Here is a 16,188-nt window from a genome sequence, read left to right as displayed (position 1 = left end):
TCACTGCCCGGAACCTGATCGGTGACACAGACCTCAGCCTCCCCTCAACAGCCCTGTGTCCTGCGGATCCTGAACGGTCCGCTCCAGGGCTGCGAGTTTCCCCTGGCGGCGCCGCGCACCTTGTTCATCGTCGCGCCGCTTGATCTGTTAGGCACGCAAGCCCAGGCCGTGAGTGTTCCCCAGGACGCGATATTTGTTCCCCTGGAGCAGGACGGCTGCAACTTTGAAGTGGTGCCTGATGAGCACGACCCGAACGGCGTGACCCTGCACATTCTCGGCGACTGCGCGCAAACCCGGCATTGCCCCTTTCAGCAAGCCACCCAGATCGGGGGTTTGCAGATGGTCGTGCTCGAGGCAGGACAGGTTTGGGCACCGCAGAAGGTGGGCGGGCAGCCGGGGCTTTCGACGAATGCGCCTGATCGTCACTGGCCGCCAGCCCGGTTGGCGAAATGGGTGGCGGCGGGGCTGGGGGCTGCACTGCTGATGGCGTCGTCGGGCTTCTGGTCGATGTCTGGCCCGGCGCCACAAACCCAGGTGCGCAGCCTGATTATGGGCGCCGACATCGAGGTCGTGCTGGGGCGAGACCAAAAGGTGTACGTGTTTGTCGCCTCCGAGCGCGATGCCGGTTGGAGCCGGCAAGTGTTGATGCGCAACACGGCGTTGACCAGTCAGGTACTGGTGGTTGAACAGGAGCGCCGTCGCCTGGAGCGCCTGCTGGTCGACCACGATCCACAATTGGCCTGGCACGCGCTTGACCTCAGGGACCCGGCGAAACCCCGGCTGCTGCTCAGTGCGCAGCGCAGTCTGCTCACCCCCGAACGCCAGGCGCAACTGCTCGACGTGTTGCTCAAGGCGGCTCCCTATGCCCGGGAAGTGGTGGTGCAGGTACAGGATGACAAGCTGCTTGCCGACTTGGCCGAACAGGGCTTGCTCCGTCTGGCACTGGCCTTCAGGCGGGTCGGGAATGCCGACAGCGTGACCTTCGCCATCGGCGGGGATTTGCAGGACGCCGAGCTGGCGGCCGCTCGGCAGTACGTCGATGCGTTTCATCGACAGTGGGGTGATCGCTACGTGCATTTCGCTGTCGAGCTCAAGGATGACTTGCTCAAGGGCAAGTCATTTCAAAGTGGCCCACAGGGCTACATCAAGACGACGACGTCGTCCTGGTTTTTTCCCAATTGAATCTGGAGGTGACCTATGTCTGGCGTAGGGAGTGCGGTGAGTTTTGTCGATGATTTTCTCGGTCAACAAGCGGCAGCGTTCGAAGTCGGCGCGAGCAAGCTCAAAACAGAGCTGGACAAGGCATTGGCTGATCTCGGGAACGATGCGTCCGATCCCGGGAAGCTGGCGGCCTACCAGGCAGCCTTCTCGTCCTACACGGTGTTCCGCAATGCCCAGACCACCACGGTCAAGGGCTTCAAGGACATCGACATGGCGATCATCCAGGCGGCCCGCTGATTGTTTTTCCACGGGTCATCGTCCCCTGGCGATGGCCATTTTCACGAGTGCACGGCATGACTGTTCAGAGCATTTCTCCACCGCTGTTCGAGCCTGCGGCCCTCACGCAATTGCGCAGCCCGCAGGAAGGTTCGGTGGTTCCCCTCGAGTATCGTCTGATCGAAGCGTTCGCAGGTGCAGCGGTGGACAGCGCGCGGGAGGTGGCGGCAATCGAGCACCTGTCACAACGTCCCGATATCACCAGCCCCGAAGCGCTGTCGCAATTGCAGGAGCGGACGGGGCAATACAACGTCGACATCAATTTGCTCAATACGTTGGTCCGCAAGGCGGTGGGCACCGCTGAAACATTGTTGCGCGCATCATGAAGGCCCGTGTGTGGTTGTTGGTGGTCTGCCTGGCACTGACGGGATGTCGCCAGCCGAGTCTGCTGGAAGGGCTGGACCAGCAGCAAGCCAATGAAGTGTTGGCGCTGTTGCAACGCAACAACATCGCGGCGAACAAAGTCGACGCCGGTAAAGCCGGTTATGCGGTGAAGATCGATCAGGTGGATTTTTCCGCCGCCGTCGATTTGCTCAACCTCTATTCGTTGCCCTCCCGGCCTCGGCTGCAAGTGGCCGATATGTTTCCCGGCGATGCGCTGGTGGCGTCCCCCAGAGCAGAAAAAGCCAGGCTGTATTCGGCATTGGAGCAGCGCCTGGAACAATCGATCGCCGTTCTTGACGGCGTGGTCTCGGCACGGGTGCACATCAGTTACGACCTGGATGCCGGGGAGGGCGGACGCAAGGTCGCACCCATTCACCTGGCGGCCTTGGCCGTGCATGAACGAGACGTCGAGCCGCAGTTGCTGATCAGCGACATCAAGCGCTTTCTGAAGAACAGTTTTGCTGGCGTCGACTACGAGAACATCTCGGTGGTGCTGTCGGCACGTTCGCCCACGCAACACGTCGCACCTTCGGTGGTTGCGGCGCGGCAGGATGCGCGCTGGATCTGGATGCCCTTGAGTGTGCTGTTGGCCGGCGGCGTTGGGCTCGTGTACCGACTGTCCAAAAGAGGATGGCGCAATGTCGTGCGTTGAGCGCTTGCGGCGAATTCTCGACGAACCGCTGGATTATCTGCACCCGCAGCGGCTGCAATTGCCGGCCGGGTTCAATCATGCAGAGGCGCGACACGCACTCAACCAGATCCTCCTTGAAGGAATGGACTCAACCGAGGCATCGACTTCGATGCCACTCACTGCCGTGGCGCAGTTGTGGATTCGGACGTGGCGGCAATTGCCCTACATCGCTCGTCTGATAGGGGCCTGGCGTCTGTTTCCGCAACTGGTCCGGGACAAGGTTTTGCAACAGTTGCCAGCGCCAGTGCGCCACTTTGCCGGTTGTCGGCCTGGTCCTCGCGTTCGCCTGCCGCTCGAGTGCTCTTGCGCGGTGCTGAATCAGGTGGAAGCGGCGGGTTTCAACGCGCTGGTGGGGTTGTCCGGGTTCATCCCGCCGCCGTTGATCCAGCGGCTGCCCTTGCAGTTTTCTCCCTCGGTTGTCGATCAGCATGCGCAGTGGCCGGACGCAGCTGCCGATACAACGCTTTTTTTCCTGGCGGTGCAGCATGCTCGACTCTATCCGAACCCTGAGTGATATGCCGGCATCGAGCGACGCGCGGGTCGCCCGTGAAGATCTCGTCGCGGCGCGTCAGCGACGGGCCTTGCAAATCGAGGCGCAGCGGCGTGCGCGAGCGTGTGTCGAGCAGGCTCGTGGCGAGGCTGAAGATATTCGCGCCCACGCGTTCAGCGAAGGCTATGCCAATGGCATCGTTCGCGCCGCGCAGGACCTGGCAAACGGCTTGCTCGGGTCGCGGGCGCTCGGCTTGCAACTGCGCGAGGACCTGGCGCGCGGTGCACGCGAGTTGCTGCGCGATGTACTGGTCCGCGGCGAGTGGCTGGACGAGATGCTCGAGCGCTGGCTGGCCGAGCAGTCCGATACCCGGGTGCCCTTGCAGGTGTTGTTGCCTGAACGCTGCAAGTCTCAAGGCCCTGCCTTGCGCGAGCGATTGCAGGCGCTGTGGTCCGGCGCGCTGGTTTTCGATTATCGGCCCGAGGAGCGCTACGTGTTTCGCCTGGCTGACCAGTTACTTGAATTTGATCTTGACGCCGTTTGCCAGCGCCTGGAACCCCTGCTGATGGCGCGGCTGACCCACCTGCCCGACTCGGTGCGACGCCTGGATGCAGCTTCCATCGATCTGTTGCAGGACCTCTGTTCCGGGTTCTGCGCGCAGGTGCGCCATGAAGATTGAGCCCACCTATCACACGCCCAGGTCGGTGACCGCGGTCGAGTCCCTCGAGTCGCGGCTCATGACTGCACTAGGCAAGCCTGCAGGGGCGCCCCTAGACAAGTCGCCGGCCGGTTTCGAAGAACTGTATCGGCGTCTGTCAGCGATGGAGGGACGGGGCGAAAAGTCCCATTACGTTTTTCTCCAGTCGCTGCGTGGCGAAGACGGCACCACACGGCTGTACCCCAACGCCCAGGCGTTGTTGACGGTCACGCAGCAGTTGCTGGTTCGCCTGAAAGAGGATGGGTTGGAGCAGTCGCAACTCTACAAGGAAATCAAAGGTGCCAATGGACGGGCCTTCAACATGAAACTGGCCGTGCTGAACTACATGCGTGATGTGTTTCAGCCGATGGACGACGATGCCAGGGAGAGCAATTAATGGAAACCAACGTACTAGGCACTTTGCCCCCCCCGTCAGCAGCGCACGCCACAGAGTTGCGAGGCACTTCCCCGCCTCTGCTGGGGGCGCTGGCGCTCCATCCCTCTGAACTTGCATCGCAACTTCCGCCGGATCTTCAATCGAAGCGATTTGCGGCGAGTCTGAGGCAGGTGGGCGCCGCCGCTGCAAGGGAGTTCGAGGCGATTGACTTAGGTCACATCGACGCCCAGGTCGCACAAGACATCGAAGACTTCGTCAGGAATGGCCAGCGCTCTGGAGGCTCCGATCTCGAGTCGGTGTTCGTTCAGGCGCAGCGGCTGACCACCGAGCAGACCCCGGTCGGGCGCATGAATGCCCTGTTCGAAGCCGCCAAGGATTTGCTGGCAGCGGCCAAGGGGCCGGCACTCAATCTGGCCCACGTCGCCGGGCGGACCGGATTGATCGTCGGGCTGACGAAAATGCTCAATTACGTCGTGCGTGATTACGTCGACGATGCCATGAAAATGGGTAACACACCCGACGCGGTCAAGGCCTGGTGGGTGTCAGCGCTGGCAATGATTGGCCCGGCACTGATCCTGGTCGGGGCGGTTCGAAACGGACTGAACGGCACGGGAAGCGTTTCTTCGAACCTCTGGCGTGTGCTGACGGCAAGCTTGACGGTGGGGGCGCTTATCGCGTCGCGCCTGACAGGCAAGGCTAGCGAGACGCTGCCGGCGATGGTGGGGGCGACGTTGTACTCGGTGCTCAGGGACCTGCTCAACACGCTGTTTCCACTCAAGGACAATGCGGCCGCCCCCAGCGGGATGAACACCGGGGCGACGGCGGTCATCTATGGTGTGTCCCAATACATTCTGGCGCAGGTGGGACAACTGATCCCGACGGTTAATGGCAGTGGATTGATGCCCAATCTGATTCGCACCAGCCTGGACAGCTTTGGCCTGGTCCTGGATGACGTCGTCTACATGCTGTGCAGAAGCTGTGACTGGCTGACGGGCGCGTCGATGCCGGAACCACCGGTTGCCGGTTATGAACAGGAGCGAGGCAGAACGCTCAAGGTGCTCGCAAGCGCTCAGGTACCTGACCGGCATCAGTGCGCCAATACGGCGTTCAACATTGGCGGGCAGCGGATGGCGGTTGCGCATGCGTTCACACTGATACTGCCGGCGATGTTTTCCATTTTGCAGACGTCAGAGGTCGAAGATCCGCAGGGCCTGTTGAACCTGTTCATCGGATTCATGTCGGCCGCTATCTACCTTCCTTTGGTTTTCGGCGCCCTGATGCGCACCGACCGTTCCTACACGCTGAGCGAAACCCCGACGGCTTGAGTCCGAGCAAAGCAGTCGCCTGTCTGCGCCGTGCCGGCTATAATCGCCGGCACTTTTCGCCGCCCTGAGTTCAAGCCGCCCATGTACAGCCTGGCCCGTCAACTGTTGTTCAAACTGTCTCCGGAAACCTCCCACGATCTGTCCCTCGACCTGATCGGCGCGGGCGGGCGTTTGGGCCTCAATGGCTTGCTGTGCAAAAAGCCTGCAAACGTGCCGGTGAACGTCATGGGCCTGGAGTTCCCCAACCCGGTCGGCCTGGCCGCCGGTCTGGACAAGAATGGCGCGGCCATCGATGGGTTCTCCCAGTTGGGCTTCGGTTTCGTCGAAATTGGCACCATCACCCCGCGTGCGCAACCCGGTAACCCAAAGCCGCGAATTTTCCGCCTGCCCGAAGCCGAGGCGATCATCAATCGCATGGGCTTCAACAACCAGGGTGTCGATCACCTGCTGGCGCGCGTGCAGGCGGCAAAATACAAGGGCGTGCTGGGCATCAACATCGGCAAGAATTTTGACACCCCGGTGGAGCGCGCCGTCGACGATTACCTGATTTGCCTGGACAAGGTCTACGCCCACGCCAGCTACGTCACGGTCAACGTCAGCTCGCCCAACACACCGGGCCTGCGCAGCCTGCAATTTGGCGATTCGCTCAAACAACTGCTGGCCGACCTGGCCGAGCGCCGGGCGGAACTGGCGCTGCGTCACGGCAAGCACGTGCCGCTGGCGATCAAGATCGCACCGGACATGTCGGACGAAGAAACCGTTCAGGTGGCGCAAGCCCTGATCGAAACCGGGATGGACGCGGTGATCGCCACCAACACCACCTTGAGTCGTGTTGGCGTCGAAGGTATGGAACACGGTGACGAGGCGGGCGGCTTGTCCGGCGCGCCGGTGCGGGACAAGAGCACCCACACCGTCAAAGTGCTGGCCGCCGAACTGGCGGGGCGTTTGCCGATCATCGCCGTGGGCGGCATCACCGAAGGCAAGCACGCCGCCGAGAAAATCGCCGCCGGCGCGAGCCTGGTGCAGATCTACTCCGGCTTCATCTACAAGGGCCCGGCGTTGATCCGCGAGTCGGTGGATGCGATTGCTGCGTTGCGCTGACCAGTTACCCCTGTAGTAGCGAGCCTTGCTCGCGATGGTGGCCCAGGCACCGTTGGGTGTCAGGCAGCCCGCGCTATCGTTGACGACCATCGCGACGGTTCGACGCCTCGACAAGCCCGCTCCCACAATTGATCGGCGCCGTCCTGTAGGAGCGAGCTTGCTCGCGATGGTAGCCCAGGCACCGCTGGGTGTCAGGCAGCCCGCGTCATCGTTGACGACCATCGCGACGGTTCGACGCCTCGACGAGCCCGCTCCTACAGTAAGGGGGGGCAGGCATAAAAAAGGGCTCCTCGAAGGAGCCCCTGGGCCGAAGCCCGCCGCCCGGATGGGGCGTGCGTGGTAAGTCGAAACGTAATCAGGTTGTCGTGTCGGAATTAAGTGCCCTGTGTCAGCCGACGGCGTGAAGTTCGTTGAGTCTGTGGATACCCGCAGTGCCGGTCATACCGTCCCAGTTGTCGCCGCGTCCTTCTCGCCAGCCGTTGATCCAGGCTTGGCGTACTGACGGTAGAGTAAAAGGGCAAAGCTCACGGGATTTGCCACCTACGCCATATTGATATCCGCGCAAAAATGCTCTTTCCAACGGATCACGCTTAAGTCTTCTCATAGGGTGTAGCCCTCACTTGTTGACTGTTTTTATCGCGTTGACCTCAATCGAGGTCTGGCAGAAATTTCTGCCGTTGGTGGCTCGCTGCCGGCGTGGCGAGCCAAGGTGTTGACGTCAGTTGTGGCGTCAACCTGTGTTGAGTTCTAACCAATACGTCACATCGAGGGAATGATCGTTTTGTCATAAGGACGTAACGATAAAGATGCTAAGGCCATAAGTAACTCAATGTTTGTTGGGTCTTTATCGGTCAAACCCCTGTATGATCGGCCCCCCACGAGATGATGACGGTAATCCTCCAGTGAGAATGGCTCGTGTTAAATCGCGCGTCATGCGACGAAGGGTCGCGTTATGACATTTTGTTGCATCAACTTTTTTATCTGTCCGTGCATCTAAGCTCTTCTAACCCGAGCAGCACGGGTGGGTCGGCACACCTTCGTGCCACGCGGGCGCTCTCTGAGAAAAGCGCCTGATTGAAAACCGGTCCGGCAACGCGTTGTCGGTCCACTCTGCCAAAGGCTCTGAATCACCATGTCCGATCGTTTCGAACTCTTCCTCACTTGCCCCAAAGGCCTTGAAGGCCTGCTCATCGAGGAAGCCGTCGGGCTTGGCCTTGAAGAAGCTCGCGAACACACCTCGGCCGTGCGCGGCATGGCCACGATGGAAGCGGCCTATCGCCTCTGCCTGTGGTCTCGCTTGGCAAACCGGGTGCTGCTGGTGCTCAAGCGTTTCCCGATGAAAGATGCCGAGGACCTGTATCACGGCGTACTCGACATCGAGTGGCAAGACCACATGCTCAGCGATGGCACCCTGGCTGTGGAATTCAGCGGCCACGGTTCGGGGATCGACAACACCCACTTCGGCGCCTTGAAGGTCAAGGACGCCATCGTCGACAAATTACGCACCCCGCAAGGTGATCGTCCGTCCATCGACAAACTCAACCCGGACCTGCGCGTTCACCTGCGCCTGGACCGTGGCGAAGCGATCCTTTCCCTCGACCTCTCCGGCCACAGCCTGCACCAGCGCGGTTATCGCCTGCAGCAGGGTGCGGCACCGCTGAAGGAAAACCTGGCGGCGGCGATCCTGATCCGTTCCGGCTGGCCGCGTATCGCGGCCGAAGGCGGCGCGCTGGCCGACCCGATGTGCGGTGTCGGTACGTTCCTGGTTGAAGCAGCGATGATCGCCGCCGACATGGCACCGAACCTGCGTCGTGAACAGTGGGGCTTCACCGCCTGGCTCGGCCACGTGCCGGCGCTGTGGAAAAAACTCCATGAAGAAGCGGTTGAACGTGCCTCCGCTGGCCTGGCCAAACCGCCGCTGTGGATTCGCGGTTACGAAGCCGACCCGCGCCTGATTCAACCGGGGCGCAACAACGTCGAGCGTGCGGGCCTGAGCGAGTGGATCAAGATCTACCAGGGCGAAGTCGCGACGTTTGAGCCACGTCCTGACCAGAACCAGAAAGGCCTGGTGATCTGTAACCCTCCGTACGGTGAGCGTTTGGGTGACGAGGCGAGCCTGCTCTATCTCTACCAGAACCTCGGCGAACGTCTGCGCCAAGCATGCCTGAATTGGGAAGCCGCGGTGTTCACCGGCGCCCCGGATCTGGGCAAGCGCATGGGTATCCGCAGCCACAAACAGTATTCGTTCTGGAACGGCGCCTTACCGTGCAAGCTGCTCTTGATCAAGGTCACGCCTGACCAGTTCGTCACCGGCGAGCGTCGCACGCCCGAGCAGCGTCAGGTCGAGCGTGAGCAGGCAGCTTACGATCAAACCCCGGACGTGCCGCAAGAACGCCAGTACAACAAGAATGGCAACCCGATCAAACCGGCGCCGGTGGTGATCGAGCAACCGCGCTTGAGCGAAGGCGGGCAGATGTTCGCCAACCGACTGCAGAAAAATCTCAAGGCGCTGGGCAAGTGGGTCAAGCGTGAAGGCATCGACTGCTATCGTGTCTACGATGCCGACATGCCGGAATACTCCATGGCCATCGACCTGTACCAGGATTGGGTGCATGTGCAGGAATATGCCGCGCCGAAGTCCATTGACCCGGAAAAAGCCTCGGCACGCATGTTTGACGCGTTGGCGGCTATTCCGCAGGCGCTGAACATCGACAAGAGCCGCGTGGTGGTCAAGCGTCGCGAACGCCAGAGCGGTACGAAGCAGTACGAGCGCCAGGCGGCGCAGGGCAAGTTCGTCGAGGTCAACGAGGGCGGCATCAAGCTGCTGGTGAATCTTACCGACTACCTCGACACCGGGCTGTTCCTCGACCACCGGCCAATGCGCATGCGCATTCAGAAAGAGGCCGCCGGCAAACGCTTCCTCAATCTGTTCTGCTACACCGCGACCGCCAGCGTGCACGCGGCCAAGGGCGGAGCGCGCAGCACCACGAGTGTCGACCTGTCGAAAACTTACCTGGACTGGGCGCGTCGTAATCTGTCGCTGAACGGTTTCTCCGACAAGAACCGCCTGGAGCAGGGTGATGTGATGGCCTGGCTTGAATCCAGCCGTGACGAGTACGACCTGATCTTCATCGACCCGCCGACCTTCTCCAACTCCAAGCGCATGGAAGGTGTGTTCGACGTGCAGCGTGACCAGGTGCAACTGATCGACCTGGCGATGGCCCGTCTGGCGCCCGGTGGCGTGCTGTACTTCTCCAACAACTTCCGCAAGTTCGAGCTGGAGCCCAACCTCAGCGAGCGTTATGCCGTCGAGGAAATCACGGCACAGACCCTCGATCCGGATTTTGGCCGTAATGCGAAGATTCACCGGGCGTGGAAGATCACGCTGCGTTGATGCTGATCCTCCTGTAGGAGCGAGCATGCTCGCGATGGATTCAAAAACACCGCTGGGTGTCAGGCGCCCCGCGTTATCGTTGACGACCATCGCGAGCATGCTCGCTCCTACAGGGGAACTGAGTTTCACCCATCGGCGAGTACTGGCCAAATTGATGGCTAATAGCTATAACTCAAGACATGGCCAATGCGCATTTCCAGCACCTGGCGTTTTGAGTGGCCTTTATGTCGTTGTACTCCGTGCGCCCCAAGATACTGGGTTTTATCAGTGAAGACGCTTCGGCCTGGATGGTCGCGCTGCTGGTATTGATTGTCGGCGCGGTCCTTACGGGCCTGCTGGCCTGGTCGACCCTCAACCTCTTTCAGCAGCAACTGCGGCAACGTTTCCAACTGCTGGCCAGTGAACGTTACAGCCGCATCACCGAACGTTTCGAAGACCAGGAGCAACGCCTTGATGGGCTGCGCCGGTTTTTCATCAATTCCGATGCGGTCCAGCGCGAGGAATTCAATGGCTATACCAAACCCCTGCTGCGCCGCACCCAGGCTTATTCGTTTGCGCTGCGGGTCAGTGGTCCCGAGCGCGCCGAGTTCGAGCGCCGGGTACGCGCCGAGGGCTATGCCGATTTCACCATTCGCGAACTGAACGCCGACGGGCAACTGCAACTGGCGGCTGAGCGCGATGAGTATGTGCCGGTGCTCTACAGCGAAACCCAAAGCAAACTCGGCGCGCCGCTGGGTTACGACCTGCTGGCACAACCGCTGCGCCGCGACACCCTTGAACGGGCGGACCGGCACGGGCAGATGGCCGTTTCGCAACCGATGCATCTGGTCAGCATTGACCCAGCCTACGCACGGGGCGTGCTACTGGTGGCGCCGGTCATCCTGCGCAACAGCAGTCCCGACAGCAAACCCTTCGGCTATGTGATGGCGGTGATCAGCATGCGCCAGTTGCTGGCTGAGGACCTGCCGGAAGCCAGCCGCGATTACCTGTCGGTCCGCATCCTCGATCTGTCCGTCGGCGATCAGCATGAAGTGCTTTACGAATCCCCAAGCGGCCCCGCCGACAGCGAACTGGCGGCAACCCGGGAATTGCGGATCGCTGACCACGAGTATCAGGTCGACATCCAGCCCAGCGAGGCCTTCCTGCGGGCCAACCATTCCTCGGTGAGCAGTTTGGTGATCCTTGGGGGCCTGCTCAGCCTGTTGCTCAGTGCGTTGCTTTATGTGCTGGTGAGCCAGCGTCAACGGGCGTTGAAAATGGTCGAACAGCGCACTCAGGAGTTGCGTGACCGCGAGCAGGAGCTGCGCGGTACTCACGGCCAATTGCGTGGCGTGTTGGACGCCGCGACCCAGGTGGCGATCATCGCCACCGATTTGCGCGGTGTCATCAGCACGTTCAATGCCGGAGCGGAGCAGATGCTTGGCTACTCCAGTCTCGGCGTGGTGGGGCACATGACCCTGGAAAATCTCCTGCTGCCCCGGGAGCTCGAAGCGCGCTCGGCGGAGTTGAGCGCACGGTACGGCAAACCGATCCCGACGTGCCAGGCGATGCTGGTCGAAGGCGGCGAGCAGGGCGGGCACGAGGCGCGGGAATGGACCCTGGTGCGCAGCGATGGTAGCCATCTGACGGTGAACATGCTGGCTACGCCGGTGCTCGACGAACAAGGGCTGTGGGTCGGGCACCTGGCAATCTGCATCGACGTCACCGAGCGCAAGCGCGTGCATGAGGCCCTGGCGGCACGGGATCTGCTATTGAAGAAACTGAGCGCTCACCTGCCCGGCGGCATCTATCAGTTCAAAATGGAGTTCGACGGACGCTTCAGCGTGATCTACGCCAGTGACGGCATCCGCGAGATCTACGAATTAGACCCGGAGGTGTTGCTGCTCAACGCCGAATCGATCTTCACCCGGATTCATCCCCAGGACATCTCACGGGTCCGCGCCTCGATCCGTGCGTCGGCGGACACGCTCAGCCCTTGGCGCGAGGAATACCGCGTGCTGCTGCCCACCAGCGGCCTGCGCTGGGTGCGTGGCGAGGCGACGCCGGAGGAGCTGCCCGGTGGCGGCGTGCTCTGGCACGGCTACATCTCGGACATCTCGGACCTGAAGCGGGTCGAGGAAGAACTCAGGGCGCTGTCGGTGACCGACGCCCTGACCGGCATTCACAACCGTCGTTACTTCCAGGAGCGCCTGACCACCGAAATGGCTCGGGTCGAGCGGGGCGGCGGCGAGTTGTCGGTGATCATGCTGGACATCGATCACTTCAAGCGCATCAACGACCAGCACGGCCATGCTGTGGGTGACCGGGTGTTGCAAGCGGTCTGCGAGCGCATCGGTCACCGGCTGCGGCGCACCGACGTGTTCTGTCGCCTGGGCGGCGAGGAATTCATGGTGCTGTGCCCCGACATAGACGGCGAGAAGGCCCATCTGTTGGCGTTGGAGCTGTGGCAGGGGCTGCGCAGTACGCCAATCGACGAAGTCGGGACCGTCACGGCCAGTTTCGGCATTGCCAGCTGGCGGGTGGGCGAGGGCGCGGACGCGCTCTTGCTGCGCGCCGACTCGGGGGTGTACGCGGCGAAGCAGGCCGGCAGAGATCGGGTGGAAAGCGAGATCAACTAGGTTGCCGCCGTTCCTGTAGGAGCGAGCTTGCTCGCGATGGCGTTGTGTCAGTCATGGAGATGTCGAATGACTGACCGCAATCGCGAGCAAGCTCGCTCCTACAGGTTCGGTGGTGTTTTTGTGGGCGCGAGCATCGGCTGGGCGCCGGTTACAACACCGACGCCGTCTCAGGTAATTTCGGCTGGCGATACAGGTCCAGCAGCACCTGATCCAATACCGACGAAGCGCCGAACGGGGCCTTGTCGTTGAGGATCGCCACCACCGCCCAGGTATTGCCGTTGACGTCGCGGCTGAAGCCGGAAATCGCGCGTACGGTGTTCAGGGTGCCGGTCTTGACGTGGGCTTCACCGCGCATCGCCGTGGTTTTCAGGCGTTTGCGCATGGTGCCGTCAGTGCCGGCAATCGGCATCGAGCTGATGAACTCGGCGGCGTATGGGCTATGCCAGGCCGCTTGCAGCATCGCGGCCATTTCCCGGGCGCTGACGCGCTCGGCGCGCGACAGGCCGGAACCGTTTTCCATCACCAGGTGTGGCGCGGTGATGCCTTTCTTCGCCAGCCACTGACGCACCACGCGCTGGGCAGCCCTGGCGTCGTCGCCGTCGGCCTCGGTGCGGAACTTCTGCCCCAGGCTCAGGAACAGTTGCTGGGCCATGGTGTTGTTACTGTATTTGTTGATGTCGCGGATGATTTCCGCCAGGTCCGGGGAAAATGCCCGGGCGATGACCTTGGCGTCTTTAGGCGTGGCGGCCAGCACATCCTTGCCCTGGATGCTGCCCCCCAGTTCCTTCCAGATCGCCCGCACGGCACCGGCGGTGTAGGTCGCGTGATCGAGCAGCGACAGGTAGGTCTGCGAGCTGCAGCCGTCGCCCAATTGACCGCCGACGGTCACGGTCACTGAACCGTCAGGCTGGGTCACGGGGTTGTAGCGCACGCCGCCTGTGCATTGCTTGGAGTTGAGCGCCTTGACCTGGTTTTCGATGCGGATACTGGCAATCGGTGGTTCCACCGACACCAGCACGCGGCCGTTGTCATTACGGGCCACGAAACGCAGAGCCTTGAGGTTGACCAGCAGCGAATCGGGCTTGACCAGGAACGGTTTATTCTCGTCATTGCCGTCATCGTTGAACTCGGGCAACTGTGGTTGCACGAAGAAGCCGCGATCCAGCACCAGGTTGCCGGTTACTTGGGTCACACCGTTGGCGCGCAGGTCGCGCATCAGCAGCCACAGTTTTTCCATGTTCAGCTTCGGATCACCGCCACCCTTGAGGTAGAGGTTGCCGTTGAGGATGCCGCCACTCAGGGTGCCGTCGGTGTAGAACTCGGTTTTCCACTGGTGGTTCGGGCCGAGCATTTCCAGGGCGGCGTAGGTGGTCACAAGCTTCATGGTCGAAGCCGGGTTGACCGAGACGTCGGCATTGAAAATGGTCGGGGTGCCTGGGCCGGTGAGCGGGATCATCACCAGCGACAGGGCGTTGTCTGGCAGCTTGCTGGCCTTCAGGGCCTTTTCGACGTTGGGGGTCAGCGCGGTATTGATGGCGGCGGCAGAAGCGGGGAGGGCCAGGGGGAGAAGAAGGCTGGCCAGTAACAATGGACGCAAAGATTTGATCATGTGAAATAAAACCCTACAGCCGAGGGGAAAAATACGAGGGCATGAAAATAAAGTCCCTCAGTGACATTAAAGTGTCCGCATTATGCCCCAAGGTGTAGCGGCTTGTGCCGTGCGCAGGTGCCCTGATCCGCTATTTTTTTACCGGCGGTCACTGCTCTCGCCCAGAGAACCGGGCAATTGCCTGCTTAAACTGGTAAAGTGCCGGCCGTTAATACTTTTGAGGATTGTTCCAATGGCGACTAACCGTTCCCAGCGTCTGCGCAAAAAACTGTGCGTCGATGAATTTCAAGAGCTGGGTTTCGAACTGAACCTGGAGTTCAAGGAAGATTTGGCTGATGAAGCCATCGACGCCTTCCTCGACGCGTTCCTCAAAGAAGCCATGGAAGCCAACGGTCTGGGCTACGTGGGCGGCGACGACTTCGGTCTGGTTTGCCTGCAGAAGCGTGGCTCGGTATCCGAAGAGCAGCGCGCTGCCGTTGAAGCCTGGCTCAAAGGCCGCAGCGAGCTGACCGAAGTGACTGTCAGCCCGTTGATCGATGTCTGGTACCCGGAAAAGCCAATCAATAAGGCTTGATGGCAGCGGCAAGCTGCAAGCGGCAAGCTGATTCGGCTTGTAGCTTGTAGCTTGCAGCTTGCAGCTTGCAGCTTGCAGCTTAAAGCTGCTTTTTCCAGTTAAGAATCACCAGCGTCACCACCCCCGCAATAATTCCCCAGAACGCCGAACCGATGGAAAACAGCGTCATGCCCGACGCCGTGACCATGAAGGTGATCAGCGCCGCTTCCCGCTCCTTCGCTTCGCTCATGGCGATGCTCAGGCCATTGATGATCGAACCGAACAACGCCAGTGCGGCAATCGACAGCACCAGTTCCTTGGGCAACGCGGCAAACAGCGCCGCCAGCGTCGCGCCGAAAACCCCGGCGATGCCGTAGAAAATCCCGCACCAGACGGCCGCCGTGTAACGCTTGTGGCGATCCTCGTGGGCATGGGGCCCGGTACAGATGGCTGCGCTGATGGCGGCCAGGTTGATGCCGTGGGAACCGAACGGTGCCAGCAGCAGCGAGGCGATGCCCGTGGTCGTGATCAACGGTGAAGCCGGGACCTGGTAGCCGTCGGCGCGCAGCACGGCGATGCCCGGCATGTTCTGCGAGGTCATGGCGACCACGAACAGCGGGATACCGATGCTGATGGTCGCGGCCAGGGAAAAGTGCGGCGTGGTCCAGACGGGTGTCGCCACTTCCAGATGAAACGCGCTGAAATCCAGCAGCCCCATCAGCCCGGACAATGCGGTGCCGATCAGCAGCGCGGCCAGTACGGCGTAGCGCGGTGACAGGCGCTTGACCACCAGGTAGGAGAAAAACATCCCCAGTACCAGGGCGGTTCGATGCTGGGCAGCGACGAAGATTTCGCTGCCGATCTTGAACAGAATCCCCGCCAGCAAGGCTGCCGCCAATGACGCCGGGATCTTCTTCACCAGGCGTTCGAAGCTGCCGGTCAGGCCGCAGATGGTCACCAGCACCGCACAGGTCATATAGGCGCCGATGGCCTCGCCATAGCTGACCCCGCCGAGGCTGGTGATCAGCAGTGCCGCGCCCGGGGTCGACCAGGCGATGGTGATGGGGGTGCGATAACGCAGGGACAGGCCGATGGAGCAGACCGCCATCCCGATGGAGATCGCCCAGATCCACGAGGAAATCTGCCCGCTGGTCAGCCCGGCCGCTTGCCCGGCCTGGAACATCAGCACCAACGAACTGGTGTAGCCGGTCATCATCGCGATGAAACCGGCGACGATGGCCGACGGTGACGTATCGGCCAAGGGGCGCAGCGGCGTGTGTATAGCGTCGTTCATGACGGCGGTGTTCCTGATCTTGATGAATTTCCCGCCCGTCCACTGTCCCTTGCAGGAGCGAGCATGCTCGCTCCTGCAAGGGAGCAGGGGCGGGGGAGGCTGAGCGGGGTTTAAAGACTAAACTCAAATGTGAGCAGG

The 16,188-nt window shown here is 61.5% G+C and carries 15 protein-coding genes; 12 read left to right on the top strand and 3 right to left on the bottom strand.

The genetic code is table 11. From position 1 onward, the window contains the following. The first annotated feature begins 21 nt into the window (after positions 1-21). The 9 genes from AB4N64_RS16315 (at position 22) to AB4N64_RS16275 (ending at position 6,582) form a co-directional block, all read left to right on the top strand. A complete protein-coding gene (locus AB4N64_RS16315) occupies positions 22-1,182 on the top strand; it encodes a PrgH/EprH family type III secretion apparatus protein (RefSeq protein ID WP_460116942.1) in 1,161 nt (386 codons plus the stop codon). Between the two features lie 15 nt (positions 1,183-1,197). Further along, complete coding sequence (gene sctF, locus AB4N64_RS16310) at positions 1,198-1,458, top strand: type III secretion system needle filament subunit SctF (protein ID WP_460116941.1); 261 nt, start codon at positions 1,198-1,200, stop codon at positions 1,456-1,458. A gap of 56 nt (positions 1,459-1,514) precedes the next feature. After that, the gene (gene sctI / locus AB4N64_RS16305) at positions 1,515-1,823 is read left to right on the top strand and encodes a type III secretion system inner rod subunit SctI (RefSeq protein ID WP_460116940.1); all 309 of its coding nucleotides are present in this window, start codon (positions 1,515-1,517) and stop codon (positions 1,821-1,823) included. Continuing rightward, a complete protein-coding gene (locus AB4N64_RS16300; protein WP_460116939.1) occupies positions 1,820-2,533 on the top strand; it encodes an EscJ/YscJ/HrcJ family type III secretion inner membrane ring protein in 714 nt (237 codons plus the stop codon). The genes sctI and AB4N64_RS16300 overlap by 4 nt, the downstream gene beginning before the upstream one ends. Beyond that, a complete protein-coding gene (locus AB4N64_RS16295; RefSeq protein WP_460116938.1) occupies positions 2,520-3,086 on the top strand; it encodes a secretion system protein in 567 nt (188 codons plus the stop codon). The genes AB4N64_RS16300 and AB4N64_RS16295 overlap by 14 nt, the downstream gene beginning before the upstream one ends. Further along, positions 3,058-3,741: an oxygen-regulated invasion protein OrgB gene (locus AB4N64_RS16290; protein ID WP_460116937.1), complete on the top strand. Its 684-nt coding sequence runs from the start codon at positions 3,058-3,060 to the stop codon at positions 3,739-3,741. The genes AB4N64_RS16295 and AB4N64_RS16290 overlap by 29 nt, the downstream gene beginning before the upstream one ends. Before the next feature lie 58 nt (positions 3,742-3,799). Further along, entirely contained in the window at positions 3,800-4,156 is a 357-nt protein-coding gene (locus AB4N64_RS16285; protein ID WP_460116936.1) for a hypothetical protein, read from the top strand. Then, complete coding sequence (locus AB4N64_RS16280; protein ID WP_460116935.1) at positions 4,156-5,481, top strand: hypothetical protein; 1,326 nt, start codon at positions 4,156-4,158, stop codon at positions 5,479-5,481. Before AB4N64_RS16285 ends, AB4N64_RS16280 begins: the two co-directional genes overlap by 1 nt. Positions 5,482-5,562: 81 nt before the next feature. After that, positions 5,563-6,582 carry a quinone-dependent dihydroorotate dehydrogenase gene (locus tag AB4N64_RS16275; RefSeq protein ID WP_460126773.1) on the top strand — a complete coding sequence of 340 codons (1,020 nt, stop codon included), beginning with the start codon at positions 5,563-5,565 and terminating at the stop codon, positions 6,580-6,582. Positions 6,583-6,970: 388 nt separating this feature from the next. Here AB4N64_RS16275 and rmf read toward each other — a convergent pair whose 3' ends face one another. Continuing rightward, a complete protein-coding gene (gene rmf, locus AB4N64_RS16270; RefSeq protein ID WP_003223300.1) occupies positions 6,971-7,186 on the bottom strand; it encodes a ribosome modulation factor in 216 nt (71 codons plus the stop codon). Positions 7,187-7,714: 528 nt separating this feature from the next. Between rmf and rlmKL the strand changes: the two genes are divergently transcribed. Further along, positions 7,715-9,976 (top strand): bifunctional 23S rRNA (guanine(2069)-N(7))-methyltransferase RlmK/23S rRNA (guanine(2445)-N(2))-methyltransferase RlmL, encoded by a 2,262-nt coding sequence (rlmKL, locus tag AB4N64_RS16265; RefSeq protein ID WP_460116934.1) that lies wholly within the window; start codon positions 7,715-7,717, stop codon positions 9,974-9,976. 224 nt (positions 9,977-10,200) lie between these two features. Further along, on the top strand, positions 10,201-12,594 hold the full coding sequence (locus AB4N64_RS16260; RefSeq protein ID WP_460116933.1) for a sensor domain-containing diguanylate cyclase: 2,394 nt from the start codon (positions 10,201-10,203) through the stop codon (positions 12,592-12,594). Positions 12,595-12,742: 148 nt separating this feature from the next. Here the strand turns inward: AB4N64_RS16260 and dacB are convergent, their stop codons facing one another. Continuing rightward, entirely contained in the window at positions 12,743-14,203 is a 1,461-nt protein-coding gene (gene dacB, locus AB4N64_RS16255) for a D-alanyl-D-alanine carboxypeptidase/D-alanyl-D-alanine endopeptidase (protein WP_460116932.1), read from the bottom strand. 232 nt (positions 14,204-14,435) lie between these two features. Here dacB and AB4N64_RS16250 point away from each other — a divergent pair, with 232 nt between their 5' ends. Further along, the gene (locus tag AB4N64_RS16250) at positions 14,436-14,777 is read left to right on the top strand and encodes a YggL family protein (RefSeq protein WP_460116931.1); all 342 of its coding nucleotides are present in this window, start codon (positions 14,436-14,438) and stop codon (positions 14,775-14,777) included. A 79-nt stretch (positions 14,778-14,856) separates the two neighbouring features. Here AB4N64_RS16250 and AB4N64_RS16245 read toward each other — a convergent pair whose 3' ends face one another. Further along, positions 14,857-16,050, bottom strand: coding sequence for a benzoate/H(+) symporter BenE family transporter (locus AB4N64_RS16245; protein WP_460116930.1), 1,194 nt, complete (start codon positions 16,048-16,050; stop codon positions 14,857-14,859). Between the last annotated feature and the right edge of the window lie 138 nt (positions 16,051-16,188).

Source organism: Pseudomonas sp. S2_C03, from assembly GCF_054668405.1.
Note: the sequence above shows the minus strand (reverse complement) of the source record. Positions and strands in the feature narration are given on the sequence as shown.

Excerpts from the sequence above, each read along its gene's own strand:
- sctF (WP_460116941.1), top strand. The coding sequence starts at position 1,198 with ATGTCTGGCGTAGGGAGTGCGGTGAGTTTTGTCGATGATTTTCTCGGT.
- sctI (WP_460116940.1), top strand. The coding sequence starts at position 1,515 with ATGACTGTTCAGAGCATTTCTCCACCGCTGTTCGAGCCTGCGGCCCTC.
- AB4N64_RS16300 (WP_460116939.1), top strand. The coding sequence starts at position 1,820 with ATGAAGGCCCGTGTGTGGTTGTTGGTGGTCTGCCTGGCACTGACGGGA.
- AB4N64_RS16295 (WP_460116938.1), top strand. The coding sequence starts at position 2,520 with ATGTCGTGCGTTGAGCGCTTGCGGCGAATTCTCGACGAACCGCTGGAT.
- AB4N64_RS16290 (WP_460116937.1), top strand. The coding sequence starts at position 3,058 with ATGCTCGACTCTATCCGAACCCTGAGTGATATGCCGGCATCGAGCGAC.
- AB4N64_RS16285 (WP_460116936.1), top strand. The coding sequence starts at position 3,800 with ATGACTGCACTAGGCAAGCCTGCAGGGGCGCCCCTAGACAAGTCGCCG.
- AB4N64_RS16280 (WP_460116935.1), top strand. The coding sequence starts at position 4,156 with ATGGAAACCAACGTACTAGGCACTTTGCCCCCCCCGTCAGCAGCGCAC.
- AB4N64_RS16275 (WP_460126773.1), top strand. The coding sequence starts at position 5,563 with ATGTACAGCCTGGCCCGTCAACTGTTGTTCAAACTGTCTCCGGAAACC.
- rmf (WP_003223300.1), bottom strand. The coding sequence starts at position 7,186 with ATGAGAAGACTTAAGCGTGATCCGTTGGAAAGAGCATTTTTGCGCGGA.
- rlmKL (WP_460116934.1), top strand. The coding sequence starts at position 7,715 with ATGTCCGATCGTTTCGAACTCTTCCTCACTTGCCCCAAAGGCCTTGAA.
- AB4N64_RS16260 (WP_460116933.1), top strand. The coding sequence starts at position 10,201 with ATGTCGTTGTACTCCGTGCGCCCCAAGATACTGGGTTTTATCAGTGAA.
- dacB (WP_460116932.1), bottom strand. The coding sequence starts at position 14,203 with ATGATCAAATCTTTGCGTCCATTGTTACTGGCCAGCCTTCTTCTCCCC.
- AB4N64_RS16250 (WP_460116931.1), top strand. The coding sequence starts at position 14,436 with ATGGCGACTAACCGTTCCCAGCGTCTGCGCAAAAAACTGTGCGTCGAT.
- AB4N64_RS16245 (WP_460116930.1), bottom strand. The coding sequence starts at position 16,050 with ATGAACGACGCTATACACACGCCGCTGCGCCCCTTGGCCGATACGTCA.